Origin of the sequence: Propioniciclava soli (assembly GCF_014858005.1) — a bacterium.
Classification (GTDB): Bacteria; Actinomycetota; Actinomycetes; order Propionibacteriales; family Propionibacteriaceae; genus Propioniciclava; species Propioniciclava soli.
The window spans coordinates 570750-597655 of sequence record NZ_JACYOT010000001.1; the positions used below are offsets into that span (position 1 = coordinate 570750).

The window sequence follows — 26906 nt, forward strand, 5'->3', positions numbered from 1 at the left end:
TCAGTCATTGGCGGCCGCCCTGATCGCTGCCTGCAATGCGCTGGCTGTCAGCAGGTCGCCTGTGAAGGGCTTGCCGTCGATGAGCACGGTGGGTGTTCCCTGGATCCCGGAATCGAAGTCGGCCTGGGTGCCCTCGGTGACCCATTGCGCGTGGCGCAGTTGCGGGAAGGAGTCGGTCACCGACCGGGATATGCCGGCGGCTTGGGCGAGTGTGGCGATTTGGGCGTCGCTGAGCCCGGGGGTGCCCTCGGCGGGCTGGTTGTCGTACAGCGCCTTGTTGAACGCGAGGACGCGGTCGGGGTCTGCCTGGGCGACGGTGATGAACGCGTTGGCGGCGCGGGTGGAGTAACGGGCGCCTTGGGAGGCACGGTCGAGGAACGACATCGGGTGGATCTCGAGGCGGATGGTGCCTGCGTTGACGAGTTCCTCCAGAGCGGGCCCGTTGGCCCGTTCAAACCGGGCGCAATAGGGGCACATGAAGTCTTGGTAGACGTCGACGCGTACGGGCGCGTCCGGCCGACCGACGCCGATGGTCCAGGTGTCAGTGCCGGTGGCGGTTGCGCCGGGGGTCGTGGCGGTGGTGGGCGCCGGGCGGCCTGGTGCCGTGGCGGCGATCCAGATGCCGGCGAAGACGAGGACGGCGATCGCGGTGACTGCGAGGGCGAGGCCGACCCGCCGCCGAATCAGGCGGTCGCGGGCGTCCCGGGCGTGCTGGGCGGCCAACTCCTCCCGGCGACTTCTGGTCGTTGGTGTGGACGGCTGGTTGTCGGGGGACGGTTTGGGCTGCTTGGGCATGGCGAGTCCAACTCTCTGTGAATCGAAACGTGTCTTGTTGATGCGCGGCTCCACGACCGCGTGATCGGGGTGGGTGTCGACGCGTTGTGCGTGGGGGGCCGCGGTCGCGGGGGCTGTCAGGAGCCGCCGCGGATGGTGAAAAAGCGCCGTCGGGCGGGTTCAGCGGGGCTGCGGAGCTGGTGGTCCGCGCCGCGGGGAGGGGCGCGCCACGATCGCTGACCGCAGGTCAGGCAGCCGGAAGGTGCCTGTCAGATCGCGCGGGCTCAGAGCTATGTTGAGCACGGGGCAGCGGGTGAGGCTTGCGTGCCGGGTGAACCAGTCGCGCGCCCGGCTCAGCAGCCTGCGCAGAGAGAACCCAAGGCCGGTGAGGCCGCCGCAGGTGAGTAGTGCCAACCACACGAGGCCCAGGCACAGCGTCCACGCCAGCGGGCCTGCATGGGCGGTCGCGATGCCGGCGTCGGCCAACCCCAGCACGCAGGACGATTCCACGGCAAGGTCGACGTGGACGCCGAACAGCGACAGTGGGATGGCGGGCAAGCACGCCGCGGTCGTCGCTGCGGCGTAAACCGGAGAGAGGCCCCCTGCCACCAAGGCGACCACAACCGCCCAGACAGCGCCGCGGTCCGGCCGTGGCCGCGCCACCGCCATCCGACGACCGGACATGGTCACCCCCCGCCCAGGAGCCCGCCGCCCCGCATAGCGGGGTGCCCAGGGTTCCTGTGGACGCCGGCACGGCGGTCAGTCATGCGTGGCGTGCTCGGAATCGTTGTGGGTGGGGGGTTCGAGTTGGAAGGTGGAGTGTTCGACGCTGACGTCGAAGTGGTCGGCCACACAGGCCTGGAGGTCGGCCAGCATCTGGGTGGCGTGCCCGTCGGTGAAGCAGGCGTCTTCGACGACGACGTGGGCGGTGAGGACGGGCAGTCCGGTGGCGATGGTGGAAGCGTGCAGGTCGTGCACCCCCACCACATGCGGAACCTCCAGGATGTGCCGGCGAACCTCGTCCAGGACCAACCCGGGCGGGGTGGACTCCAGCAGGATGTTACCCGCCTCCCGCAAGATGGTGATCGCGCGCGGGACGATCAGCGCGGCGATCAACATGCCGGCCACCGCGTCGATCCGGGTCCAGCCAGTCCACGCGATCACGACCGCGCTGACGATGACCGCCACCGACCCGAGGGCATCGTTGACCACCTCGAGGAAGGCGGCGCGCAGGTTCAGGTTCGCGCCCCGCCCGGAGTTCAGCACCAGCATCGAGACCAGATTCCCGAGCAGGCCGACGATGCCGAGCACGAGCAGCCCGCCGGCGGTGACGTCGGGCGGTTCGAACAGCCGACGGGCCCCCTCGATGAACGCGTAGCCGCCCACCCCGAGCAGCACGGCCGCCTGGGCGCCGGCGGCGAGGACCTCCGCGCGCCGGTACCCCCACGTCCGTTCGGGCGTGGGTGGGCGCATGGCGAGGCTGGCGGCGATCAGGGCCATCAACAACCCGGAGGCGTCGGTGAGCATGTGGCCGGCGTCGACCAACAGCGCAAGGCTGTTGGTCCACCAGGCGCCGATCACTTCGGCGACCAGGATGGAGACAGTGATCCCGAACGCGATCGCCAGCTTGGTGCGGTGGGTGCCTTGCGGTGCGTGGTCGTGGCCGGCGCTCATACCGCGGCGCCCTGCAAGGCGGGGCGGGTGGCTGGTGCGGTGAGGGTGGGCAGGTGGGTGGTGCGGCCCGCGCGCACGCCGTTGGCGATCACGAACACTTCGGCGATCTCGTGAACGAGCACGACGGCGGCCAACCCGAGGATCCCGAACACTGCCAGCGGGATCAGGATCGAGATGAGCGCGATCGATGCGGCCACGTTCTGCAGCATGATCCGCCGAGTGCGGCGGGCGTGGTCGAACGCGTGCGGGAGCAGGCGCAGGTCGTCGCCCATCAGGGCGACATCGGCGGTCTCGATGGCAACGTCGGTGCCCATCGCACCCATCGCCACCCCCAAGTCGGCAGCAGCCAACGCGGGCGCGTCGTTCACCCCGTCACCGACCATCGCCGTGGCGCGCCCCGCGTCCCGCAGCCGACCGATGATCGCGGACTTGTCCTCGGGCCGCAGGTCGGCGTACACCTCGTCGATGCCCGCCTCGACGGCAAGGGCATGCGCGGTCGCCCGATTGTCGCCGGTCAACATCGCGACGGTGTACCCGTGCGAGCGGAGGCGGGCGACCACTTCGGCGGCCTCGGGCCGCAACTCGTCTCGGACCGCCACCGCGCCCACCAGTAACCCGTCGACCTCGACCAGGACCGCGGTCGCACCGGCCCTCTGCATGCGGGCGACGTCGGCGGCCAGAGGGCCGGCGTCGATCCACCCTGGACGCCCCAGCCGCAGCGTGCGCCCGTCGAGGGTGCCGGTCAGTCCCGCGCCCACCTCGGCGGCCACGTCGTCGGCGGCACGCAGGTGGTCCGTGGCGGCCAGGATCGCCTTGGCCAGCGGGTGCTCGCTGCGCACCTCCAGGGCGGCCGCCCACTCCAACACCTGTGTGCGGGAGAAAGGGTCGATGGTGGCGACGTCGATCACCGCCGGTTGGTTGCGGGTCAGCGTTCCGGTCTTGTCGAGCGCGACCGTGCGGACCCGGCCCAGGGCTTCCAGGGCGGCACCGCCCTTGATCAGGATGCCGCGGCGGCTGGCCGCGCCGATCGAGGCCACCGCGGTGACCGGCACCGAGATCGCCAACGCACACGGCGAGGCCGCCACCACCATCACCAACGCACGCTGCAGCCACAGCATCGGATCACCGAGCAGGAACCCGGCCACGACGGTGAGAGCGGCGACAATCAGGATGCCGGGCACCAGCGGTTTGGCGATCCGGTCGGCCAGCCGCTGGGTAGCACCCTTGCGGGACTGCTCGGCCTCCACGATGTGCACAATCCGGGCCAACGAGTTGTCCTCAGCGGTGGCGGTGACCTCGACCTCCAGGACGCCGGAGCCGTTGATCGATCCGGCGAACACCTGCTCGCCGGGCCCGACCTCCATCGGGATCGATTCGCCGGTGATCGCCGAGGTGTCCAGCGCCGTGCGACCGGAACGGACCACACCGTCGGTCGCCAGCCGCTCGCCGGGCCGCACGACCATCAGGTCACCCAAGACGAGGTCGTCCGGGGCGATCACCTCGTCCCGGCCGTTGCGGCGGACGGTCGCCTCCCGGGGTACCAGGTCGAGGAGCGCCCGCAACCCGTGACGCGTCTTCGCGAGCGAGAAGTCCTCCAAGCCCTCACTGAGGGAGAACAAGAAGGCCAGCGTCGCGGCCTCCTCCACCTGGCCCAGCGCCGTCGCGCCGACCGCACCAATCGTCATCAACAGGCCCACCCCGACCTTGCCCTTGGCGAGCTTGCGCAGGGCGCCGGGCACGAACGTCGACCCGCCCACCAGCAACGCCGCCCAGCTCAACACCAGCTCGGCGGCCTCCCAGCCGGCCAGACCGGCGAGGAACCCTGCCAGCAGCAGCACCCCCGACACCAGCCCCAACTGGATGTCGCGCACCTGCCACAGGTGCTCCACCGCGCCATCGTCATCGTCGCCGTGACCCTTGGTCACGACCGGGGCGTCGCACCCGCACGCCGACACGCCTTCCTCGCGCTCGTCGCGGTCCTGGCACCCTGTCCCGCTCATCGGAGCGCCCCCACCGACGCGTGTACCCGCAGCGCTTCCGGTGCAGGGTTGACCGTGGTACCCACCCCGTAGTTCGGGCACAGGGCCACCCCATGACCCGTCGTCTCGAGCAGCCGTTCCGCCGTCGCCAGCACCGCCAGCAATTCCGGGGCGCTCACCAGCGAGAACACTGACGCCCGGCCCTGCGGACGCGACACCACCAGACCGCACTCCCGCAGGCACGCCAAGTGCGCACTCACGGTCGACTGAGCCAGACCCAGGTGCTCGGTCAGGTCGCGCACCCGATGCTCGCCCAAGGTCAGGTGTTGAAGGATCGCCAACCGAGACGGATCCGACAGGCTGTGAAACATGGCTGCGGCGACCTGCAGGTCGGACCCGTCGGGCGCCTCACCGGCGCAAGAATGCATCGTCATGAAGCGATGGTATCGTCATTCGTCGCCCATGTCGCGGCAGGAGGGGACCGCCGGCCAGCGGGTCCCGCGCGCACGTCGCAGCTTCGCACGCTCGACCTGAACCTCGGTTCGGATCTCGCGCACCACGTGAGATCTCTTCAGGCAACCCCTCCGGCATAGCATCGGCGAATGGATCCCCTGAAGTCTCTGGCCTTGTTCCTCATCGCCGCCGTGGCCGAAATCGGGGGTGCCTGGCTGGTCTGGCAGGGAGTCCGAGAACACAACGGTTGGGTGTGGATCGGCGCCGGTGTGATCGCCCTCGGCCTCTACGGGTTCGTTGCGATCCTGCAGCCCGATGCGCACTTCGGGCGCATCCTCGCCGCCTACGGCGGCGTCTTCGTGGCCGGCTCGCTGGCCTGGGGAATGCTGGTCGACGGGTTTCGCCCCGACCGCTACGACGTCATCGGGGCACTGACCTGTCTCGTGGGAGTGGCCGTCATCATGTACGCGCCCAGAACCGCCTGAGACTCGACCTTTGGGGCCAGGAGGTTAGCTCGAGACGCCCGGCCGGGCCGCTCGCTTGCCGCACGCGGCGCGCCGCGGGGGGCACAGCGCCACAGGGATGGCCGGGGAGAGTTCCGGGTGCATTGGGTAGTGGCCCTGCAGGGCGCGGTAGTCGCCCATCTCAGGTCCTACAGGTAGCGGCAGACCTGGTCGGCTCGGCAGGTGTCCGGCGCGATCTGGTCGGCCTGGGCCCGGAGCTCGGTGAGGGTGTTGCGGAGGTCCTGGAGTTGGGTGAGTTGCTCGTCGATGGCGGCGAGTCGGGTGTCGAGCAGGTCGCGCACGTGGGTACACGGTGGCTGCCCGTCGTCGCGGATGTTGAGGACCTGTCGGATCTGGGCCAGGGTCAGTCCGGCGGCCTGGCCGCGGTGGATGAACCCGATCCGGGCAACCGCGTCCAGGCCGTAGTCGCGGTAGCCGGAGGAGGTGCGAGGACTGGTCGGGAGGAGCCTCTCGGCTTCGTAGAAGCGCAGGGCCTTGGTGGTCGTGTCGGCTGCCTTGGCGAGTTCCCCGATCCGCATCCGATCCTCCGCTGGTCACGCGGGGACTTGACCTTCCCCTGCACTGGAAGGTCCATGATCGCCTGTAGCAGACGGGTTCTCAAACGAAGGGCGGGTGTTGGACGGTGTCGAAGGTTGACCTGGCGATCATCGGGTCCGGTGGCGCCGCGTTCGCGGCCGCGATCCGGGCGAGCGGGCTGGGGAGATCGGTGGTGATGATCGAGCGGGGCACGTTCGGTGGCACGTGCGTCAACACCGGGTGCGTGCCGTCCAAAGCGCTGATCGCTGCCGGCCAGGCCAGGCACGTCGCCGCCGACGCGGGGACACGCTTCCCGGGGATCGCCACCTCCGCCGGGCCGGTGGACCTGGCCGCACTGGTCGCGGGCACGCAGGACCTGGTCGAGGAGCTGCGTGCCGAGAAGTACGCGGCTGTGGCCAAGGCCCACGGCTGGCGAGTGATGCACGGGCAGGCGACCTTCGCCGGCACTCCGCAGACGCCCGTCCTCCAGGTGACGGGGCCTGAAGGGAGGGTGGAGGTCGTTGAGGCGGCGCACTACCGACAAGGTGACGAAGTGGCAATCAATCTCGATACGTCCTTGTCAGGGGGTCATTATCGGCTGACAGAAGAGAGCTTCAACTCCTCTCTCGCGCACGCAAAGTGCCTCTGACAAGGGCAAATAGGACGAAAAGGCGGGAGGCGAAAACCTCTCGCCTTTCCTATGTCCCGATGAGTGAGGTGCAGCTGACAAGGGCGAACGCATCGCTGAGGCCGGCGCTGCCTCTGCTTGTCGCGTTTCGTTCCCCACGCGTGGGGAACGTTCCCCACGTATTCCCCACGGGTTCCCCATGGTTTCGCAGGGGCTCGGGGCGCCATGGCCCGGGACTCGATTGCGGCTGGCCGACTGGACGGGACGCTGTCAGGTTCTGGCGTCTCCGCTGGTGGGGGATGCGTGGCTCACGGGCACGCAGTTGTGATCGAGGTCGACCACCGTCCACGACCACTACTGTTCCCCGACCACACGCCCCGTGACCAGACCGGACTCTTCCCTCCCCACGAGGGCCGCTCGCGGCCCGGTCATTGAGCTGAGAGAAACAATCCGCAAGCCGGAGGGAGCACCTGGCGGCGGCCTCCCTTCAATCTGCCCGAGGAATCACATGGCGTCCGGGCACATGTGCATGGGATCCCAGCCGGACTTGCCCTGGTGCATACCCGGATTGTGATCGCCACTGAAGCCCATGTGCTGGGTGCAATGACGCACGTGTTGTCCGTAGTCGGCGTTGGCGTTCGCTGCGTGGGCCGGAGTGGCGACCAGGAGCAGCGCCCCCGCGCTCACCACCGACACCAGAACTCGAGAAAGGTTCGACATGACATGCTCCTCGTCCTCGCCGTCTCGATGACTGCGATGCGGGCACGCTATCCCCGGCCGCTATTCGGGGAGAACAGCCGAGTGGCACTCTCCGTCGAGCCTTGACGCGATCTTGACCCGAGCCATATGGAAGCGGACGCTCTACATACTGTCCCCCTGTGCGACGCGGACGACATGGAGTCTGCTCGCAGGCCACCCGGGCGAGGGCGTGACGCGGGCGGAATACGCGGGTGTCCCGTCAACGTCCACAGCGGAGGAGGGGGTGGCACGGTCCTGCCCTCACTGCCCCGACGGGTGGGGACTCCTCGGGAGGGTGAGTCTCAGGGTGGCGCCGGCGTCCTCCCCGTCGCTGGTGGCGGTGAGGCTGCCGCCGTGGGCTTCGGCGAGCGCTTTGGCGATGGTGAGTCCGATGCCGGAGCCGCCCTTGTCGGCCTCCCGTGCCGCGTCGCCCCGGAAAAAACGTTCGAAGATGTGTGCGAGTTGTTCGGCGGTCATTCCTTGCCCGGTGTCGGTGACGCTGACGGTCACGGCGTCCGGGGTGGCTGTTGACGTTATGTCGACGCGTCCCCCCGGGGGGGTGTGTCGGAGGGCGTTGGTGAGCAGGTTGCCGAGGATTTGGGCGATCCGTTGGGGGTCGGCGCGGACCGGCACGTCGTCGACCTCGGCGGTGAGGGTGACGCCTTTGGTGTCGTAGGCGTGCCTGGCCTGCCGCACCGCCGGCTCGACCAGATCGCCGACCGGCAGGACGCTGGTCTGGAGTTCGATGCGTCCTTCCTCGGCCCGGGACACCTCGTCGAGGTCGTGGGCGAGCCGAGTGAGGCGTTGGGCCTGTTGCTCGACGACAGCCTGGGTGTTGTCGTCCCAGGTGAGGACGCCGTCGGCGATCCCTTCGAGGTGGGCGTTGAGGGTGGCGATGGGGGTGCGCATCTCGTGGGCCAGATCGGACAGGAGGCGTCGGCGGGTGTTCTCGACATCGCCGAGCCGGTCGGCCATGGTGTTGAACGTGTCGCCGAGGGTGCTCAGTTCGGGGCCTCCGCCGATGACGCTGACCCGTGCGTCGTACTCCCCGCGGCTGAGCCGGCCGGCCGCCCGGGTGAGGAGTTCGACGGGTTGCCCGATGCGGCGGGTCAAGTACCAGGAGATCCCGAGCGATGCGGCGAGGGCGACCAGGAGTCCGACGGTGAGGGATATCATGCTGGCGTCGGCGAATGCACGTTCGATGTGGGTGATCTCGGGCGAGTCGGGCGGGTGTCCAGTGTCGAGGAGGTGGGCGTGGAACAGCGGTGGCCCGATGATGGCGGCGGTCAGGCCGGCGCTGGCCACGATGGCCAGCAGGACGATGGCCTGGGCGACGAACAGCCTGGTCCCGAGCCGCCAGGCGCCGACCGCGTGAAGCAGGCGGGTCACCCTCGTCCCATTCGGTAACCCACGCCGCGGATGGTGGTGATGTAGCGCGGCTCGGTGGGGTCGTCGTCGAGCTTCTTGCGGAGGTTGGCGACGTGGACGTCGACCACGTGTTCGTCGCCGACCCACGCGGTGTCCCAGACGGCGTCGATGAGTTGGCGTCGGCTGAGGGCGACGCGGGGTTGGCTGGACAGGACGTCGAGAATGTCGAACTCGGTGCGGGTGAGCGCGACGGGGTGGTGGCCCATCCACACTTCGTGGCCGGCGGCGTCGATGCGCAGGTCGCCGAACACACGGTGCTCCTCCACCGCGGCGGCGGCGGGTGGGCGACGGGGGCGCCGCAGCACGGTCTGGACACGGGCGACGAGTTCGCGGTTGCTGAAGGGCTTGGTGAGGTAGTCGTCGGCGCCCACGGACAATCCGATGAGCCGGTCGACCTCGTCGCCGCGTGCGGTCAGAATCAGGATGTAGCAGTCGGAGAAGGTGCGGATCTGGCGGCACACTTCGACGCCGTCGAGCCCGGGCAGGCCGAGGTCGAGCACGATGACGTCGGGGTCTTCGGCTTGCGCCTGGGCGACGGCGTCGGGACCGGTGTGGGCCTGGGTGACCTGGTGGCCCGCGCGGGTGAGGTAGGACGCGATGACGGCGGCGAGTGCGCGTTCGTCGTCGACGACCAACACCTTGGTCGGCAATGCACCTTCGCTGTTCATGTCAGCCAGTATGGCCGCGGCCCGCTCAGCGCCGGCGGCCGGGTCGGGGTCCGTAGCCCGTCTTGATGCGATCTTGAGACGATCCCGATCGGACGGTGAGAAACCTCGGGATGCTGAATCAAGCCCGTGTTCGCCCGAGGCCGGCGTGCTGCCTTTGGTCTACAGCCGGGCCTCCTCGTGGAACCGCACGGGGTCTTCCACAACGAGGAGTCAATTCGCGTGATATACCGTGCTGTCCGTGCCGTAGCCATGACCCCCAGCCGATCCGCGGTGAGCGCCCGCCGGGTGCTTTGCCTGGAGCTAGCCCTCGGCGTGCGGCGCCTGCTGCGCAGCGCCGTCCGACGGTGGGTGCGCTGTTCAGCCTGGGGTTGGCGGCGGCCGTGGTCGCGAGCGTGGGGGTGGTCGGTCTGGGTGCGGCCACCTCGGTGGCCGCCGTGCCGCGTCCGGATGCCGTGGACGCCCCGGTGCCCGTGGCGGGACTGCGCGGCGTGCAGACCAGCCGCAGCGAGACTCGCGTGACCAGGCAGGGGGATGCAATGCTGCCGGAAGGCCCAGCGGTGGGCGACGCCCGCGCTGCACGCAAGGCGGTGGCGGAGCGGCAGGCTGAACTGGAAGCCACGGCGGAGGCGATCGACCGGGAGACGCAGCGGCTCTCCGATGTCGCTGCGCAGCAACGGCAGCTGGCTGCGCGGGAGGCTGAGCGGGAGGCTGAGCGGGAGGCTGAGCGGGAGGCTGAGCGGGCGAAGGCGGCCGAGGCTGCTTCGAAGGCCTTCGTGTGGCCCACCGCGGGTGGGGTGTCCAGCGGGTTCGGGTACCGCGTCCACCCGATCCTGAAGAAGCGCAAGCTGCACAACGGCGCCGACATCGGCGGGGCCTGCGGGCAGCCGATCGTGGCGGTCCGCGCCGGCGTCGTCACACGGGCGGAGCGATCAGGGTCGAATGGTGGGGCCGGCCACAATGTCCGGATCGACCACGGCCCGGTCGGCGGCGCCGAACTGGAGACGGCCTACCTGCACATGGGCGACGTGGCGGTGAAGGTCGGCCAGCGGGTCGAGACCGGGCAACGGTTGGGCACGGTGGGCTCGACGGGTCTGTCGACGGCCTGCCACCTCCATCTCAGCCTCTACAAGGACGGCGCGGGCAGCGACCCGCTCGCCTACCTCACGAAGTAGTCGCGATCTTGACCGAACCTGAACCTGCGCCACACGGCGACTCCACAGCAGGCGGCCACAGTGGCAGGACGTCAGGAGAGGGGATTGCTATGGGTTGGGGTATGTGGGTCCTCATGCTCGTCGGCATGGCCGGCTTCTGGGCGGTGGTCCTGATGGGCATCCGGGCGCTGTTCCTGGCGGGCGGGAACACGCCGGCGCAGGGATTCCGCGACGTACCCGAGAACGACGCCACCGCCGGGCGCTCGCAGCCTCGGGCTTTGGCCGAGCCGCCGGCCCGGACCGACTCCTCCTCAACGTCTCGAATAGCACCCATCGAAAGGCACCCATGACTGGCATGTCCCGACGCACGCTCCTGCTCGGCGGACTCGGCCTCGGCGCCGCCGCCCTGACGGGCTGCACCTCCGCGCCGGCCGCCGGCCCCGTCCCCTCCGCGTCTGGCCCGATGCCGACGCTCCCGCCGGCCACCCCGAGACCCGGGCAACGGATCGTCGAGCAGGTCTTGACCGCCAAGCCTGTGACCCTCGACCTCGGCGGACCCACCGTCCCTACCTGGGCCTACGGCGACACCGCGCCCGGTCCGCTCGTGAGGGCTGCCGCGGGTGACTTCCTCCGGATACGTCTTGACAACCAGTTGCCCGCGGACACGACCATCCACTGGCACGGGATCCGGCTGCACAACAAGGCGGACGGGGTGCCCGGCATGACGCAGGACCCGGTCCCGGCCGGCGGGTCGTTCACCTACGAGTTCACCGCGCCGGATCCCGGCACGTACTTCTTCCACCCGCACGTCGGCGTCCAACTCGACCGTGGCCTGTACGCCCCCCTGATCGTCGACGACCCGAACGAGCCGGGAGCCTACGACGCCGAGTGGGTGGTCGTGCTGGACGACTGGGTCGACGGCACCGGCCGCACCCCCGACGACGTCCTCGCGAAGCTGATCGCCGACGGCGGCCCTGCCCCCAGCGGCGGCATGGGCGGCATGGGTGGGATGGGGGGCATGGACCACGGCGGTCACGGTGGCGGCAACGCTCCGCAACCGTGGGGGGATGCCGGCGACGTCACCTACCCCTACTTCCTGATCAACGGACGCGTCCCCACCGCACCCGACACGTTCGAGGCCAAGCCGGGCCAGCGCGTCAGGATCCGGCTGATCAATGCGGCGTCCGACACGATCTTCACCGTGGCCCTCGGCGGCCACCGACTGACGGTGACCCACGGCGACGGCTTCCCCGTGGAACCGCAGGAGGTCGACGCCCTCTACCTCGGCATGGGCGAGCGCTACGACGCCCTCGTCACCCTCGACGACGGCGTGTTCCCCCTGGTGGCTCGTCCGTTCGGCAAGACCGAGGGCGGCCAGGGCTTGGCCCTGGTCAGGACCGGTTCGGGTCAGGCCCCCGGCCCCGACGTGTCGCCCGCCGAACTGGCCGGGCGCATCCTGCTGGCCACCGACCTGCGTCCCCACGAGTCGGTGAGGCTGCCTTCACGATCGCCGGACGCCACCGCGCACATGTCGTTGGAGGGGTCGATGAGCCCGTACCGGTGGGGCATCAACGGGGCCCCGTTCGGGCAGAACCAGCCGCTCACCGTGCGTGAGGGGCAACGGCTGCGGCTCAACGTGATGAACATGACGATGATGACCCACCCCCTGCATCTGCACGGGCACACGTTCGCGCTGCCGACAGGGCTACGGAAGGACACGGTGCTGTTGGCGCCGATGCAGTCGATGGCGCTCGAGCTGGACGCCGACAACGTCGGTGACTGGATGGTCCACTGCCACAACATCTACCACGCCGAGGCCGGGATGATGATCGGCCTGCTCTACCGCGGCTGAGCGGGAACGTTGACGCGACCTTGACGGTTCCCACAACCAGACCCGACCTTCGTCGACCAGCCTCGTTGGGGTAACGATCCGACCGACGTCAAGGAGTCCCTGCCATGAATCACGACCACACCGACCACCGCACCGCCCCGCCGGCCGGCAGCGACCCGTACGACCGGTTCGCCGCCGACCCGTTCGCGCCGACCACCCCGGCACCGCCCGTTGGGCAGCAGGCCCCCACGGCCCAGCCCGTGCGGCACCGGTGGTGGATGCACCTGCTGATGTGCGCCCCGATGCTGGCTGTCGTCGGATTCCTCGTCGCCACCGGGGCGGCGGGCGGCGGCGTCATCGGCTACGCCCTGCTGTGCATGGCGATGATGGGCGCGATGATGCTGTTCATGAACCAGGGCTCCGCTGGCGGCCACAAGCATTGACCCCGACACCCCCACGAACCCCATCGCCGAGCCACCCCGATCCCCGAGTGGCTCGGCGATGGCCCGTCCGCCCTGACAGGAGAATGTGATGAACCTGAACTCCACCGCCGAGTCGGTCGTGCTGCACGTGGGTGGCCTGCACTGGGCCACCACCGCCCACGGCGTCGAACAGACCCTCCTGACCCGGCCAGGCGTGCTGGCGGTCGACGCGAACGCGATCTCGCAGACGGCGACCGTCACGTTCGACCCGACGCGGACCGACGTCGCCGAACTTCAGGGCTGGGTGCGCGAGTGTGGCTACCACTGTGCCGGCGAGTCACAGCCCACCCACGTGTGCGTTCCCCGCATCGAACCGGCAGGTCATCCCGGCGGGCACGCAGCCCCGGACGCCCACGCGCGGCACGGCGGCCCCGGAACCACGGTGCCGCACGGTCATGGGGGGCACGACCAGGCGGCGAGCCACGCCGCGGGGGTGGTGATCTCGCCGCATGACGCGATGGGTCATGGCGGTCATGGGGGGATGTCGATGGACGCCATGGTCGCCGACATGCGCAACCGGTTCCTGGTCGCGGCGGTGCTGTCGGTGCCGATCACGTTGTTCTCCCCGATGGGACGCGACATGCTCGGCTTCGGGCTGCCGGCGCCGTTCGGGTTGCGGGACGAGGTGTTCGCCCTGGTGTTGTCGCTGCCGGTGGTGTTCTACGCGGGCTGGATCTTCTTCGACGGGGCTTTCCGCGCCCTGCGGAACCGGACGCTGGACATGATGGTGCTGGTCGCGATCGCGATCGGCGCCGGGTGGCTGTACAGCCTGTACGTCACGCTCACCGGTGGTGGCGAGGTGTTCTTCGAGGCGGCCGCGGTGCTGACCACGTTCGTCTTGTTGGGGCACTGGTTCGAGATGCGGGCCCGCGGCGGCGCGAACGACGCCATCCGGGCGTTGCTGGACCTGGCGCCGCCGATGGCGACGGTGATTCGTGACGGGGTCGAGGCCGACGTGCCCACCAGCGAGGTGCTGGTCGGCGACCTGGTGCTGGTCCGTCCCGGCGCGAAGGTGCCCGTCGACGGCGTCGTCCGGGAGGGCCGTTCCGAGGTGGACGAGTCGATGGTGACCGGGGAGTCCTTGCCGGTCGACAAGACGGTCGGTTCAGCGGTGGTGGGGGCGTCGATCAACACCACGGGGACGCTGCGGGTGGAGGCCACCAAGGTGGGCGCGGACAGCGCCCTGGCGCAGATCGTCGCGCTGGTGCAGCAGGCGCAGAACTCGAAGGCCCCCGGCCAGCGGCTCGCGGACCGGGCGGCGTTCTGGCTGGTGCTGGTGGCCATCATCGGAGGAGGGCTCACGTTCGGGGCCTGGCTGCTGGCCGGCGCGTCGGTCCAGACGGCGATGCTGTTCGCGATCACGGTGGTGGTCATCACCTGCCCCGACGCCCTCGGACTGGCGACGCCGACCGCGATCATGGTCGGCACCGGTCTGGGCGCCAAGCGAGGAGTGTTGTTCAAGAACGCCACCGCCCTGGAGACCTCCGCGAAGGTCAACACGGTGGTGATGGACAAGACCGGCACGCTCACCCGCGGCGAACCCGAGGTGACCCAGGTCATCGCCGTCGGGGGCGACCCCCACCTCGACCTGGTCGCGGCGGTGGAGCGCGAATCCGAACACCCGCTCGCGGCCGCCGTGGTCACCCATGCCGACGCCCTCGGCGTCGCGACCCGTAAGGCTGCCGAGTTTCGCAACGTGCCCGGCCACGGGGCCACCGCCGTCGTCGACGGACTGGACGTTGCGGTCGGAAACCGGCGGCTCATGGAGTCCCTCGGTGTCGACCTGTCGGCGGCGGGGCCGATCCGCGAGCGGGTCGCCGCCCAGGGCCAGACCGCCGTGTTCGGAGCGGTGGACGGCCGCATCGTGGCGGTCATCGGGTTGGCGGACGCCCCCCGCGAGACCTCCGCCCGGGCGGTCGCGGCGTTGCACGACCAGGGCGTGCAGGTCGTGATGCTGACCGGGGACAATCAGGCGACCGCACAGCGGATCGCCGCCCAGCTGGGGATCGACACGGTGATCGCGGACGTGCTGCCCGGCGACAAGGCCGCCCATGTGGCCGATCTACAACGCCAGGGGCGGGTGGTGGCGATGGTCGGTGATGGTGTCAACGACGCCCCTGCTCTGGCCCAGGCTGACGTGGGGGTCGCGATCGGGGCGGGCACCGATGTGGCGATCGAGACGGCCGACCTGGTCCTCATGCGGTCGGACCCCCTCGACGTGCCGACCGCCCTGACCATCGGCCGTGGCACGCTGCGGAAGATGCGGCAGAACCTGGGCTGGGCGGTCGGTTACAACGTGGTCGCCCTGCCGATCGCGGCCGGCGTGTTTGCCGGCGTCGGGCTGACCCTACGGCCAGAGATCGCTGCGCTGTCGATGTCCGGTTCCAGCCTGATCGTCGCTGTCAACGCCCTGCTGCTGAAGCGGTTGCGGCTTCCTGACGAGCACCACCGCCGACCAGGCACCCCGGCCGCGCAGGCTGCGTCGGGATCTTGACGCGACCTTGATCCGATCCTGCCGATCCGGACACGAGACCCACCTAACCTGACACCAGAAGCGGTACCCCTGGGGGGTATCAGGACAGGGTGAGGTGGTTGTGATGAGTTGGCTCGTCATCGGCGGCGCGGTGGTGGTTACCGGGTTGTTGTGGTGGTTCTTCTTCGGTCCGAAGCGGGCCGGACAGGTGAGCCTGGAGGACGGCGTCCAGGTGGTGCGGGTCACCGTGGACGGTGGCTACAGCCCGGACGTGATCGAGGGCGTCCGCCCGGGCGTACCGGTCAGGCTCCTGTTCGACCGGCAGGAGAGCGGTGAGTGCACCTCGCGGGTGGTCATGCCCGACTTCAAGGTCAACGCAGCGCTGCCGGCGTTCCGGACCACGGCGGTCGAGTTCCTTCCCACCGAAACGGGGGAGTACCGCTTTGCGTGCGGGATGAACATGGTGTCCGGGGTGGTCCGGGTCAGCGGGAGCCCCCCGGCCGATACTCAAGGCGGCGGCACCGTGGTGGAGCAGGCCTCCCGGCCGGTGGACGGAACGACCGCGGCCGGCGGCACCGCCCCCGACGCGGAGTCGGAGGAGGCTGAGCGTGCCGCCGAGATCCGCGACTTGACCCGCCGCCTGCTGGTGGGTGCGGTGCTGTCGGCGCCGGTGCTGGTCGCGGTGATGGCGGTGGAGTTGTTCCAGGCGCTGTGGGTTCCCGAGTTCCTGATGAACCCGTGGCTACAGCTGGCGTTGATCGCTCCGGTGATGTTCTATACCGGCTGGCCGATCCACCGGACCGGCTGGAAGGCGCTGTCGCACCGGACCGCCGACATGAACTCGCTGATCACCTTGGGCACGTTTGCCGCCTTCGGCTACAGCCTGGTGGTCACGTTCCTGCCCTGGCTGCTGCCCGACGCGCTGCGGCATGTGTACTACGAGGCCGTCGGGGTGATCATCACCCTTATCCTGCTCGGGCGGCTGCTCGAGACGAAAGCGAAGGCCGGCACCGGTGAGGCAATCCGCGCTCTGATCGGGCTGCAGCCCCGCACCGCCCGGGTTGAGCGCGACGGTGCCGAACTCGAGGTCGGCGTTGATGAGGTGCGGGTCGGAGACATCGTGCTGATCCGGCCCGGGGAGAAGCTCCCGGTCGACGGCGAGGTGACCAGCGGCTCCTCCTCGATCGATGAGTCGATGGTGACCGGCGAATCCATGCCGGTGACCAAGTCCGTCGGGGACACCGTGATCGGCGCCACCATCAACACCACCGGCGCCCTGCGCTACCGCGCCACCAAGGTCGGCGCCGACACGCTGCTGGCCCAGATCATCAGGCTGGTCCGCGAAGCCCAGGGCTCCAAGGCGCCCATCCAGCGGCTCGCCGACCAGGTGTCCAGCTACTTCGTGCCCGCGGTGATCGTGATCGCGGTGTGGACCTTCGTCGCCTGGGTGCTCGTCGGCCCGCCGCCGGTGTTCATCTTCGCGCTCGTCGCCGCCGTGTCGGTGCTGATCATCGCCTGCCCCTGCGCCCTAGGGCTCGCCACTCCCATGTCGATCACCGTCGGCACCGGCAAGGGCGCCTCGCACGGCATCCTGATCCGCTCCGCCGAAGCGCTCGAGACCGCCCACAAGTTGCAGACGATCATCCTCGACAAGACCGGCACCCTGACCCGCGGCGTCCCGGCCCTCACCGACGTCATCCCCGTGACCGACGGCGGTGAGGACCGCCTCCTGGCCGCTGTCGCCGGGGTCGAGCGCGCCTCCGAGCACCCGCTGGCGGCCGCGATCGTGGCCGGGGCGACCGAGCGCGGGCTCGCTGTGCCCGAGGTCGACGGGTTCGAGTCCGTCACCGGCCAAGGGGTGATGGCGCGGGTCGACGGGCGGCCCGTGCTGGTCGGCAATCGCCGGCTGCTGGACGCGTTCGGGGTGGACGCGGCCGTCCTGCTCGCCGCCCACGACCGGCTGGCCGCCGAAGGCAAGACCGCGATGCTGGTCGCGGTCGACGGACACCCCGCCGGCGTTGTGGCCGTGGCCGACACCCTCAAGGAAGGCGCCCCGGCGGCGGTCGCAGCCCTCCAGGCCCGCGGCATCGAGGTCGTGATGATGACCGGCGACAACCGGCACACCGCCGCCGCGATCGCCCGCCAGGTCGGCATCACCCGCGTCGTCGCCGAGGTCATGCCCGACCACAAGGCCGCCGAGGTCCGGCGCCTGCAAGCCGACGGCAAGGTGGTCGGCATGGTCGGCGACGGCATCAACGACGCCCCCGCCCTCGCCCAGGCCGACGTCGGGTCGGCGATCGGGACCGGCACCGACGTCGCGATCGAGTCCTCCGACATCACGTTGGTCTCGGGGGCACTGGTGGGCATAGTGACCGCCGTCGACCTGTCCCGGGCCACCATGCGCAACATCAAGCAGAACCTGGTGTTCGCGTTCCTGTACAACATCCTGGGCATCCCGATCGCCGCCGGCGTGCTCTATCCGGCGTTCGGGATCACCCTCAGCCCGATCATCGCCGCCGCCGCGATGGCCATGTCGTCGCTGTCGGTGGTCGCCAACGCCAACCGGCTCCGCCGGTTCACCCCCCGTCCACTGGCTGCCACCACCCAGGTGGCCGGCGTCGACCCGCTCGTCGAGGTGGGCGGCAGCGTCGAAGCCTCACACCACACCCAACGAAAGGAAACCACCATGTTCGGCCTGTTCGGCAAGAAGAAGGACACCACCACCGCCAAGGTCGTCGACCCGGTCTGCGGCATGAAGATTGATCCGACCGACGCGGCCGCCACCCGCGACCACGACGGCACCACGATCTACTTCTGCTCCAAGGGCTGCGCCGAAACCTTCGACGCGGACCCGCACCGTTACGCGCATGGACCCTCCGGCGCCGGCCACCACTGACCCGGGCGCTTCAGCCCCTGCAGCCCACGGGAGTGCGTCGGCCTCACGGACCCGACGTGCCCTGCTGGGCCGGCTGCGGCGCATCGAGGGGCAGGTCCGCGGGATCGCCCGGATGGTCGACGGCGACGCCGACTGCATCGAGATCCTCACCCAGGTGGCTGCTGTCACCCACGCCCTCGAAGCCGCAGCCTTGGTGCTGGTCGACGAACACCTCCGCGACTGCCTGCAACGGGGGGCAGCCACCACCCTGGCCGACGAGCAGGCCGAACAGGTGCAGCAGGCCCTCCGGGCCATCGGGCGGCTGCTGCGCACCTGAAGCAGTCCTGCGTGTGAAGAGGGGCGGGCGGGTCGCGAACGCGACCCGCCCGCCCTTTGCGCGTCACGCCGCGTCGGGCCGCCCGCGGGGGGCAGGGCGACGATCAGGCCGTGCCGACCGGTCGGCCGCCCGGCAGGTCATACCACTCCTGCAGCCAGTCCTGCATCTGCGCGATCTCTGCCAGTTGGGCGTCTCGGATGTCGGTGCACAGGGTCAGCAGTTCGTCGTGCTCGGCGTTCGCCAGGCACTTCTCGGCCTCCCGGATCGCACCCCGGTGGTGGCGGATCATCGACCGCAGGAACGCCACCTCGAACTCCTCGCCGTCCAGGTCGTGGAACCGGTGCATCGACTGCATCCCAGTCATGTCCGGCTCGTGGGAGATGCCGTACCAGTCCTCCAGCCACTGCTGCATGGTCGCGATCTCGGCCGACTGGGTGGCCACGATCGACTCACACGTCGCTGCGAGCTCGTCGTGGACCGCCTTCTCGACGCACATCTCGGCCATCATCACCGCCATGTGGTGGTGGTCGATCATCCCGGTCAGGAAGTCGACCTCGAACCGGGCCGCCTGATCGGACGCCGCTGGTGCGCTCGCCTGTGCCGGTGGTGCGGCCGCCACCGCCACCCCGGTCAGGGCGCCGGTCGCCAGCAGGGCCGCAGTCAAGCCGGACGCCACCCGTCGGGTCAGGTTCGTGTGTTCCATCATGCCTCCCTTGGTTGTTCGCCTCAGGTGTGAGGATGGGCATCGACGCTACCCACCGGGGTTTCGCGGCGTCGAGCCCCGGATCGGGGTTCTTGGCCGAATCTTGAGGTTTTCGCCAGGCACCCCCGCCCAGTTTCATCGGCTTCTTGACGTGATCTTGGCTGCCGCTCAGGGGGCCCTTGACCCCGGCCCGCGACAGTGGGAGCCGGCGTGCCACGCGGGTGCGTCGCTTGATGGAGGAGTCTCGCCGTGTGGCCGGTGTTGTTCTCAGTGTTCGGAATCCAGATCCAGTCGTACGGGGTGAGCAAGGCCCTCGCGGCGCTGGTCGCCGCGTGGCTGCTCGGCCGGGCCTTCCGCCGGCTCGGCTTCCCGGTGGAGCAGGCGCACTCGCTGGTTCTGTGGGCGGCGGTGTGGGGGTTCGTGGCCGCCAAGGTGTACTTCCTGATCGACAACCGCGCCCAGTTCAGCTGGCACCTGCTCGGTAGCTCGGGGTTCGTCTGGTACGGCGGACTGATCGGCGGCATCCTCACCGTCGTCGTCCTGACCCGCCGCTACCAGCTGCCTCTGGCCAGCGTGGCCGGCGCGACCGCGCTCCCGCTGTCGGTGGCGTACGGGATCGGCAGGATCGGCTGTTTCCTGGCGGGCGATGGCACCTACGGCACGCCGACCGACCTGCCCTGGGGGATGGCCTTCCCGAACGGCGTCGTGCCCGTGACCGTCCCGGTTCACCCCGCCCAGTTGTACGAGGCTGCCGGCGCGTTCGCGATCGCCGCCGTGCTCTGGCTGCTGGCCCGCCGCTGGCTGCCGCTGTCGGTGTTCGGCGGCTACCTCGCCCTCAGCGGGGCCGCGCGACTGCTGGTCGAGATCGTCCGGGTCAACGACCGCGTCCTGCTCGGCCTCACCGAAGCGCAACTGTTCGGCGTGCTCAGCATCATCGCCGGCGTCATGCTGATCGCGGTCGACCGCCGGCAGCGGACCCCCGAGCCCGCCGCCGCACACCCGGTCGAGCCGGCGCGCGTGTGATCCACTCGGTGAGACGGCCACGCCCGCGATGACGACCCTGCGGACCGCACGGGACGCGGCGTGGGCCCGGCAGCGGTGGCCGCGTCAGTGGGCACCGCTGGTCGCGGCGGGGGCGGCGGGTGCGGCGGGGTTGGTGACGGGCACGGGTGTCGCACCGCTGGGCTGGTGGCTCGCCCCACCGGTTGGCGTCATGGTGCTCACCGTCGCCGTGCACCGGAGCACGTCGCTCCGGGCTGCGGCTGCCGTGGGGCTGGCCTACGGCCTTGGCCTGTCCGGACCAACCCTGGGCTGGATGGCCGCCATCCACCCGGCCGCCCTGGTAGGGCTGCTGTTGCTCTCCTCCAGCTGGTCTGCGGTCACGGCCGTGCTGGTCCGCGCCGCGGGCCGGAGCCGCGGCTGGCCCGTACTGGCAGCCCTGGCCTGGTTGGGCGTGGAGTTCCTCGCCGCCCGCGTCCCGTTCGGCGGCTTCGGCTGGCTGCGGCTCGGCTACACCCAGATCGACTCGCCCCTGGCCGGGCTGTACCCCTTCATCGGGGTGGCCGGCGTCAGCTTCTCCGTGGTCCTCACGGGACAGCTGGGCGCCTGGATCCTGCTGGGGCCCTCCAGGCGGCGCCTGGCCTGGTCCGCGGCGTGGCTGGTCGTCGTCACCGGCGCCGCCACCGCCGGTACCGTGACCCCGACCCCGCCCCCTGACGGCGTCGTCACCGCGGGCTGGGTCCAGGGTGGCGCACCCGGCGGCGGCGTCTACGGCCTCGGCCCGCCTCGTACCATCACCACCAACCAGGCACGGGCCACCCGCGAACTGGCCGCCGCGATCGACGCCGGCCGCCTGCCGGCCCCCGACTTCGTCGTGTGGCCCGAGAACGCCACCGACCTCGACCCCGACACCGACCAGCGCACCGGCCAGCTCGTCGAGCAGTCCGTCGCGGCCGTGGGGCGTCCCGTGCTGGTCGGCGCCATCCTCGACGGTCCCGGACCCCGCCAGCGGCGAACCGCCGCCCAATGGCGCGAACCCGACGGCCGGATCGGGCCCACCTATCAGAAACGCTCGATCGTCCCGTTCGGCGAATGGATCCCGTTCCGAGACGTGCTGCTGCCGCTGATCCCTGCCCTGCGCTACGTCGGCGCCCAGTCCGTGGCCGGCACTGATCCGGGTCTTCTCGACGTACAGCTCCCCGACGGACGCTCGATCAGCCTCGGCGTGCTGGCCTGCTTCGACGTCGCCTTCGACCCCGTCGTGCACGACCTCGCCACCGCGCAGGCCGTCATCGTGCAAAGCAACAACGCCATGTACCAGGGGACCGCCCAGATCGAGCAACAGTTCGCCATCACCCGGGCCCGGGCAGCGGAACTGCGCCGCGACACCCTCGTCGTCACCACCAGCGGAATCACCGGACTCATCGATCCCACCGGGCGGGTCACCATGAAGGTCACCGAACCGGGTCCCGCCGTTGGAGTGGTGCAACTCGGCCTGCGCACCGGGACCACCACCGCCAGCTGGCTCGCCACCCCCCTGGAGGTCACCGCGACCGTGGCCGCCGCGCTCTGGCTCACGGCGCTCACGCTGACGCCTTCGCCGCGCAGGCGCTTTCATCCCTTGGTCGGATCTTGACCAGAGCCGGGCCGACACCACACCGACGTCACGCACCCTCGACGGTATGGACACCAGCCTGACCGACCCCCCGGCATCTACTCTGGCCGCCGACAGCGTCACCGCGGCCACCCCGTGGCGGGCCCGCGCCGCCGGGGCGTGGGCGGCCACCCGAGCCACGTTCGGGGCCCTGCTCGGGCTCGCACCGCATGTCCTGCACCACGTCGGGTTCCTCGCCGGCGCCGCCCTCCTGACCGGCGTCGTGGGCAACACGGTGCTCTACGCAGCCGGGATGCTGCTCAGCATCCCGATGCTCAACCGCCTCCGGAAACGGTTCGGCACCTGGAAGGCGCCAGCGCTGGGGGCGATCGCCTTCACCAGCCTGTTCACACTGTCCGCGTTCGTGATCGGGCCCGCCCTCAACCCGACACCCGTCGCACCCCAGCCCGCGGCGACCACTGGCCCCACCGGCCAGCCGCTGGAGGAACACGACGGGCACCATCCAGACACGAACCAGACCAGATCTTGACCCGGCCTTGACCTCCGGCTCATGCGCTGGCTGCCACGCTGGACGATCGTGACCACACCTCGCCTCGTCCCTCCGGTGGCCACCCCATGAGCGGGGGTCACCGTCACCACCATGGGCATGATGGGGTGGACGCCGATGTGCGCGTCTCCCGGACGGCCCGCTCGCGACACTCGTGCTGTTGGCCGTCGTGGCGGCGATCACCATGGCGGGCTTGGTGTGGTTGTGGCCCACGGAGCGGGTGTTGCCGGAGGGTTCGGTGCTGACGGCCGAGGGGATCGTGCCGGTCCGCGGGTAGATCACCGCGATCGAGCCGTGCCCGGCCGGGCCCGGCGCCCCCGCGACGGGGCCGGACGCCGGTGTCCAGCACGCCTGCCTTGTCGCCGAGGTCGAACTGGACCGCCGTGCGGGCGAACTCGTGGACGTGGAGCTGGTGGGAGTGACCGCGTGGAGCGGCCTGCAGCCCGGCGACGGCGTCCACGGGGCCGAGGTCGGCGCCACCGAGGGGGTGCCCGGGGGATGGTCGTTGATCACGGTTGACCGGATCCCGGTCCTGGCGATCTTCACCGTCTTGTTCGTGGTGGCGGTGCTGGTCGTCGCCGGCCGGAAGGGCTTCTTCGGGCTGCTGGGGCTGGTGGTGTCCGGGGTGGTGCTGTTCGGGTTCATGATCCCGGCCCTCACGTCGGGACAGCCGGCTGTGTGGGTGGCGATCGTGGGGTCGACCGCCATCATGTTCGTGGTGCTCTATCTGGCCCATGGGGTGTCGTGGCGGACCACGTCGGCGTTCGTCGGCACCTGGTTGAGCCTGTTGGTGACCACCGGCCTCGGCGCGCTGGGCGTCTCGATGGCCCGGTTGAGCGGCATCTCCAGTGAGGAGAGCCTCGCGCTGACCAACCTGCTCGGTGACCTCGACTTCCCTGACATCCTCACCTGTGGTCTGGTGATCGCGGGCCTGGGCGTGCTGAACGACGTGACGATCACGCAGGCGTCGTCGGTGTGGGAGGTCCGGGCCGCCGGGCCGCACCTGAGCCGGGGGCAGTTGTTCGCCTCGGGGATGCGGATCGGCCGCGACCACATCGCCTCCACGACCTACACCATCGTGTTCGCGTACGCCGGCGCTGCGCTGTCGCTGTTGCTGCTGTTGTCGTTGTACGAGCAGCCCCTGAACCTGCTGCTGTCGACCGAGCAGTTCTCCGAGGAGATCATCCGCACCCTCGGCAGCGGCATCGGCCTCGTGCTGAGCGTTCCCCTCACCACCGGCGTGGCCGCCCTCACCGTTGCCGGCGCGGCCGCAGCCGGCGGTGGGTCGGGTCGGGACGTCGCCGACTCCGGCACCAAAGCCCGACGCCCCCGGCGAGCGATCTAGGTCAAGGTTTGGCCAAGCTTCGTTGCGCAGCCTTGAAAGACGGCGGGTGCCCCGCTTCCCTCGGGGGTGCGGCCGATTGTCTGCGAGAAACAGGGGAACAATGAGAGCAACACCGAAGTGGGTCACGATCGTGATGGGCGTCGTGGTAGCGGCGACCATGCTGGGGGCGTGCTCGGCCACGCCGGCGGCCACTCCCGGCCCAGCCTTGACGACGGCAGGGTCAGCGAACCCGGACAGTGCGGCCTTCCACAACGAGGCAGACACGGCGTTCGCGCAGATGATGATCGTGCACCACCAGGGTGCGATCGAGATGGCCGACCTCGCCGCCCAGCAGGCCCAGAGCGCGGACGTCAAGGCGCTGGCCGAACGCATCTCGGCGGCTCAGGGCCCCGAGATCGAGACCATGAGCGGCTGGCTTGCCGCGTGGGGCGAGGATCCGATGCCGGCCGAGAGTGACATGGCCGGGATGGACCACTCGGGCATGGACATGGACGGGAGAAGCCAGGAAGAGGTGATGGCCGAGCTGCGAGGCTTATCGGGCGCCGACTTCGACCGGCAGTTTCTCACCTCGATGATCGCCCACCATCAAGGAGCGATCGAGATGGCCCAGACCCAACTCGCCGACGGCCGGGACCCGCAAGCCATCGAGCTGGCGCAGAAGATCATCGCCGACCAGGAAGCAGAGATCGAGGAGATGCAGGGATTGCTCGCATCAGCGTAGGAACCCGACCGTGGCGAGGGGCCGGCAGGTGCTGCCGGCCCCTCGCCCTCGGACGACCGCACATGCTGTTCTCAGGCCAGACGAGATCTTGAGGCTGCCTTGACCGGTCCCCCCGGTGAGGGGAACCACCATGGTCGTCGTGAACACGACGAACAACACTTGGGCCCGGGTCGGCCACCAGACCGACCGGGCTGCGTCGCCCATGGTCACCCTGGTAACCGCAGAGGCCTGCCACCTCTGTGAGGACGCCCACACGGAACTCCTGAACCGCGCGACCCAAGGGCAGCTACTGCTCGACCAGGTGGACGCCGAATCACCGCAGGGCCAGAAGCTCCTCCATCAACACCGCCCGGCCATGTTCCCCCTCGTGCTGCTCGACGGCGCGTTCCTCAGCGCCGGACGCCTCCCGCGCCGCAAGCTCGACCGCGCCCTCGCGGCACGGAAGGCCTCGTGATGGGCTCGGAACTCCTGGCAACTGGCAGCATCCTGGCCGCCTTCTTCGCGGGCACGGTGGCACTGTTCGCACCCTGCTGCATCGTCTTCCTCGCCCCGTCGTACCTGGCTGCTGCGGTCAAGAACAACCGGTGGCGCCTCCTCCCGCTGACCTTCGTCTTCGCGGCAGGCCTGGCGCTCGTCCTGGTCCCGATCACGCTCGGGGTGAGTCTGCTGGCCGGTGCGATCGCCAAGTACCACGTGATCCTGTACTGGGCCGGTGGCCTGCTCATGATCGGCCTCGGCCTGCTGGCCCTCAGCGGCCGGATGTGGTCCATGCCGTCGATGCTGCGCGCCCCCGACACCACCCGCGGCGACACGGCGACCTTCTTCAGCCTCGGCGTGTTCTCCGGGATCGCGTCCAGCTGCTGCGCCCCCGTCCTGGCAGGCGTGATGACCCTGTCCGCCCTCTCGGGCAACCCGCTCGGGGGCCTGGTGCTCGGGTTGGCGTTCGTGTTCGGCATGGTCATCCCGCTGCTGGTCATGGCACTCGTGTGGGACGCCGCCCGCCTCAACGAACGACGCTGGGGCCGGGCGAAGCCCATCAGGGTGACCGTCGCCGGCCGCAGCCTGCACACCAACAGCGTGAACCTGCTCGTCGCGGTCGCCTTCGTCGTCATGGGCGTCTGGGTCATCACCCTCGCTGGCACGGCGACGATGACCGGGTCGGGCACCTGGGTCCAGCTCGCCGCCGGCGACTGGGTCACCCAAGCCGCGCAGGCCGTCCTCGGCTGGCTTGCCCCGGTCCCTGAGCCCGTCCTCGGCCTCGCCTTGTTGGGGCTGGCCGGGGTGTTCGTGTGGACCACGCTCCGCGACCGCCGCCGCGACGCGCGCCAGGGAGCCGAAGAGCACGCCGACGCCGACCCCACCCTGCCGCACTGCCACAGCACGACCGACGCCGACCACCCGATCGCCGACCACGACACCGCGAGGAACTGACGACCATGCCCAGCAACCAGCGCACCACCATCAGCCGCCGGCAACAGCTCCGAGACCAACGGGCACGCGAATCAGCCAAGGAGACCAAGCGTCGCCGCCTGTTCAGAATCGCGACCGGACTGCTGACCACGCTCATCGTCGCCCTCGTCGGGTTCGGCCTGTGGAGTGCCCGGCCGGTTGAGGGTGGCCCGTCCGGTCAGGCGCCCGCGTTCACCCTGCCGACGACCGCGGGCACCACCGTGTCCCTGGCCGACTACCGCGGCCAGCCCGTGATCCTCTACTTCAACGAGGGCGCCGGCTGCGGCTCCTGCACCCAGCAGATGGCCCTCATCGAGCAGGAGCCGGGCTTCGCCGCAGCCGGCATCACCGTGCTCCCCATCGTGATGAACACCGCCGCCCAGATCCAGCCCGACCTGGACCGCTTCGGCGTCACCACCCCCTACTTGTTGGACGACGGCACGGTCTCGAAGGCCTACGACACCCTCGACAAGGGCATGCACCCGGGCCTGCCCGGGCACGGCTTCGTCCTGATCGACGCCGACGGCAACCAGGTCTGGGAGGGAAACTACCCCTCCATGTGGCTCGACCCCGCCGAGCTCCTGCACGAAGCCACCAGCCGCCTGTGAACGGGCGCGAACGCTGCGCCGCCGACCTTGTAGCGATCTTGACCGACCGCAGACGGGCCGCACGCCGTCGACGCAGCACCCTGGCCCTAAGGCCAGCTCAAGAAGGGAACCAATGATGATGTGGGGAGACAACAGCGGCTGGGGGATGTGGTTGGGAATGGGGATCAGCACGCTCATCCTCGTCGTCCTGATCGCTCTGTTGGTGTGGTCCATCAGCAGGATCGGCCGCGTCGAGGCGCCCAGGCCCCAGCGCGAGCGGCCGACCGCGTTGGAGCTGCTGGACGAACGCCTCGCTCGCGGGGAGATCGAACCCGACGACTACCAGCAGCGCCGACGGATCCTCAACGACCAACGCTGAACCCTGCCGGGGGGGGGGGGGGGGGGGGGG

27 protein-coding genes are annotated in these 26906 nt (G+C 70.1%); 17 read left to right on the plus strand and 10 right to left on the minus strand.

Annotated features, from left to right (window positions below):
* From IFY26_RS02605 to IFY26_RS02625, 5 genes are all read right to left on the minus strand, one after another.
* Positions 1-795 (minus strand): DsbA family protein, encoded by a 795-nt coding sequence (locus IFY26_RS02605; protein WP_232547437.1) that lies wholly within the window; start codon positions 793-795, stop codon positions 1-3.
* A 159-nt stretch (positions 796-954) separates the two neighbouring features.
* Complete coding sequence (locus IFY26_RS02610) at positions 955-1332, minus strand: hypothetical protein (RefSeq protein WP_232547438.1); 378 nt, start codon at positions 1330-1332, stop codon at positions 955-957.
* Between the two features lie 201 nt (positions 1333-1533).
* Positions 1534-2448 carry a cation diffusion facilitator family transporter gene (locus IFY26_RS02615; protein ID WP_232547439.1) on the minus strand — a complete coding sequence of 305 codons (915 nt, stop codon included), beginning with the start codon at positions 2446-2448 and terminating at the stop codon, positions 1534-1536.
* On the minus strand, positions 2445-4448 hold the full coding sequence (locus IFY26_RS02620) for a heavy metal translocating P-type ATPase (RefSeq protein WP_269778968.1): 2004 nt from the start codon (positions 4446-4448) through the stop codon (positions 2445-2447). Before IFY26_RS02620 ends, IFY26_RS02615 begins: the two co-directional genes overlap by 4 nt.
* The gene (locus tag IFY26_RS02625) at positions 4445-4861 is read right to left on the minus strand and encodes an ArsR/SmtB family transcription factor (protein WP_232547440.1); all 417 of its coding nucleotides are present in this window, start codon (positions 4859-4861) and stop codon (positions 4445-4447) included. Before IFY26_RS02625 ends, IFY26_RS02620 begins: the two co-directional genes overlap by 4 nt.
* Before the next feature lie 168 nt (positions 4862-5029).
* On the opposite strand from IFY26_RS02625, the gene IFY26_RS02630 reads away from it, so the two are divergent.
* Complete coding sequence (locus tag IFY26_RS02630) at positions 5030-5365, plus strand: YnfA family protein (protein ID WP_232547441.1); 336 nt, start codon at positions 5030-5032, stop codon at positions 5363-5365.
* 167 nt (positions 5366-5532) lie between these two features.
* Here IFY26_RS02630 and IFY26_RS02635 read toward each other — a convergent pair whose 3' ends face one another.
* Positions 5533-5922 (minus strand): heavy metal-responsive transcriptional regulator, encoded by a 390-nt coding sequence (locus tag IFY26_RS02635; protein ID WP_232547442.1) that lies wholly within the window; start codon positions 5920-5922, stop codon positions 5533-5535.
* 104 nt (positions 5923-6026) lie between these two features.
* Between IFY26_RS02635 and IFY26_RS02640 the strand changes: the two genes are divergently transcribed.
* Positions 6027-6569, plus strand: a complete 543-nt coding sequence (locus IFY26_RS02640) for an FAD-dependent oxidoreductase (protein WP_463366315.1) — start codon at positions 6027-6029, stop codon at positions 6567-6569.
* 483 nt (positions 6570-7052) lie between these two features.
* Here the strand turns inward: IFY26_RS02640 and IFY26_RS02645 are convergent, their stop codons facing one another.
* The 3 genes from IFY26_RS02645 to IFY26_RS02655 form a co-directional block, all read right to left on the minus strand.
* The gene (locus IFY26_RS02645) at positions 7053-7268 is read right to left on the minus strand and encodes a hypothetical protein (RefSeq protein ID WP_232547443.1); all 216 of its coding nucleotides are present in this window, start codon (positions 7266-7268) and stop codon (positions 7053-7055) included.
* Between the two features lie 279 nt (positions 7269-7547).
* Entirely contained in the window at positions 7548-8675 is a 1128-nt protein-coding gene (locus IFY26_RS02650; RefSeq protein ID WP_232547444.1) for a sensor histidine kinase, read from the minus strand.
* Positions 8672-9382 carry a response regulator transcription factor gene (locus IFY26_RS02655; RefSeq protein WP_232547445.1) on the minus strand — a complete coding sequence of 237 codons (711 nt, stop codon included), beginning with the start codon at positions 9380-9382 and terminating at the stop codon, positions 8672-8674. Before IFY26_RS02655 ends, IFY26_RS02650 begins: the two co-directional genes overlap by 4 nt.
* A gap of 344 nt (positions 9383-9726) precedes the next feature.
* Here IFY26_RS02655 and IFY26_RS02660 point away from each other — a divergent pair, with 344 nt between their 5' ends.
* The 6 genes from IFY26_RS02660 to IFY26_RS17660 all read left to right on the plus strand — a co-directional run bounded on the left by IFY26_RS02660 (position 9727) and on the right by IFY26_RS17660 (position 18531).
* Positions 9727-10554, plus strand: coding sequence for a M23 family metallopeptidase (locus IFY26_RS02660; protein WP_232547446.1), 828 nt, complete (start codon positions 9727-9729; stop codon positions 10552-10554).
* Positions 10555-10879: 325 nt separating this feature from the next.
* Positions 10880-12385: a multicopper oxidase family protein gene (locus tag IFY26_RS02665; RefSeq protein WP_232547447.1), complete on the plus strand. Its 1506-nt coding sequence runs from the start codon at positions 10880-10882 to the stop codon at positions 12383-12385.
* Positions 12386-12489: 104 nt separating this feature from the next.
* Positions 12490-12807, plus strand: coding sequence for a hypothetical protein (locus IFY26_RS02670; RefSeq protein WP_232547448.1), 318 nt, complete (start codon positions 12490-12492; stop codon positions 12805-12807).
* Positions 12808-12895: 88 nt separating this feature from the next.
* Positions 12896-15340, plus strand: coding sequence for a heavy metal translocating P-type ATPase (locus IFY26_RS02675; RefSeq protein WP_232547449.1), 2445 nt, complete (start codon positions 12896-12898; stop codon positions 15338-15340).
* A 103-nt stretch (positions 15341-15443) separates the two neighbouring features.
* Positions 15444-18215 (plus strand): heavy metal translocating P-type ATPase, encoded by a 2772-nt coding sequence (locus IFY26_RS02680; RefSeq protein ID WP_232547450.1) that lies wholly within the window; start codon positions 15444-15446, stop codon positions 18213-18215.
* Positions 18187-18531: a metal-sensitive transcriptional regulator gene (locus tag IFY26_RS17660; RefSeq protein ID WP_269778969.1), complete on the plus strand. Its 345-nt coding sequence runs from the start codon at positions 18187-18189 to the stop codon at positions 18529-18531. Before IFY26_RS02680 ends, IFY26_RS17660 begins: the two co-directional genes overlap by 29 nt.
* A gap of 103 nt (positions 18532-18634) precedes the next feature.
* On the opposite strand, the gene IFY26_RS02690 is transcribed toward IFY26_RS17660, so the two are convergent.
* The gene (locus IFY26_RS02690) at positions 18635-19234 is read right to left on the minus strand and encodes a DUF305 domain-containing protein (protein WP_232547452.1); all 600 of its coding nucleotides are present in this window, start codon (positions 19232-19234) and stop codon (positions 18635-18637) included.
* Between the two features lie 249 nt (positions 19235-19483).
* On the opposite strand from IFY26_RS02690, the gene IFY26_RS02695 reads away from it, so the two are divergent.
* From IFY26_RS02695 to IFY26_RS02735, 9 genes are all read left to right on the plus strand, one after another.
* Entirely contained in the window at positions 19484-20257 is a 774-nt protein-coding gene (locus IFY26_RS02695) for a prolipoprotein diacylglyceryl transferase (protein ID WP_232547453.1), read from the plus strand.
* Positions 20258-20285: 28 nt separating this feature from the next.
* Entirely contained in the window at positions 20286-21869 is a 1584-nt protein-coding gene (lnt, locus tag IFY26_RS02700; RefSeq protein WP_232547454.1) for an apolipoprotein N-acyltransferase, read from the plus strand.
* Positions 21870-21915: 46 nt separating this feature from the next.
* Positions 21916-22377, plus strand: coding sequence for a hypothetical protein (locus IFY26_RS02705; protein WP_051208216.1), 462 nt, complete (start codon positions 21916-21918; stop codon positions 22375-22377).
* Between the two features lie 421 nt (positions 22378-22798).
* Positions 22799-23740, plus strand: coding sequence for a YibE/F family protein (locus IFY26_RS02710; RefSeq protein WP_232547455.1), 942 nt, complete (start codon positions 22799-22801; stop codon positions 23738-23740).
* 133 nt (positions 23741-23873) lie between these two features.
* Positions 23874-24461, plus strand: coding sequence for a DUF305 domain-containing protein (locus IFY26_RS02715; RefSeq protein ID WP_232547477.1), 588 nt, complete (start codon positions 23874-23876; stop codon positions 24459-24461).
* 130 nt (positions 24462-24591) lie between these two features.
* Positions 24592-24915 (plus strand): thioredoxin domain-containing protein, encoded by a 324-nt coding sequence (locus IFY26_RS02720; protein WP_166233264.1) that lies wholly within the window; start codon positions 24592-24594, stop codon positions 24913-24915.
* Positions 24915-25892 carry a cytochrome c biogenesis CcdA family protein gene (locus IFY26_RS02725; protein ID WP_232547456.1) on the plus strand — a complete coding sequence of 326 codons (978 nt, stop codon included), beginning with the start codon at positions 24915-24917 and terminating at the stop codon, positions 25890-25892. The genes IFY26_RS02720 and IFY26_RS02725 overlap by 1 nt, the downstream gene beginning before the upstream one ends.
* Positions 25893-25897: 5 nt before the next feature.
* Positions 25898-26518 carry a peroxiredoxin family protein gene (locus tag IFY26_RS02730; RefSeq protein ID WP_129459427.1) on the plus strand — a complete coding sequence of 207 codons (621 nt, stop codon included), beginning with the start codon at positions 25898-25900 and terminating at the stop codon, positions 26516-26518.
* 112 nt (positions 26519-26630) lie between these two features.
* Positions 26631-26876 carry an SHOCT domain-containing protein gene (locus tag IFY26_RS02735; RefSeq protein WP_206080019.1) on the plus strand — a complete coding sequence of 82 codons (246 nt, stop codon included), beginning with the start codon at positions 26631-26633 and terminating at the stop codon, positions 26874-26876.
* The last annotated feature ends 30 nt before the right edge of the window (positions 26877-26906 follow it).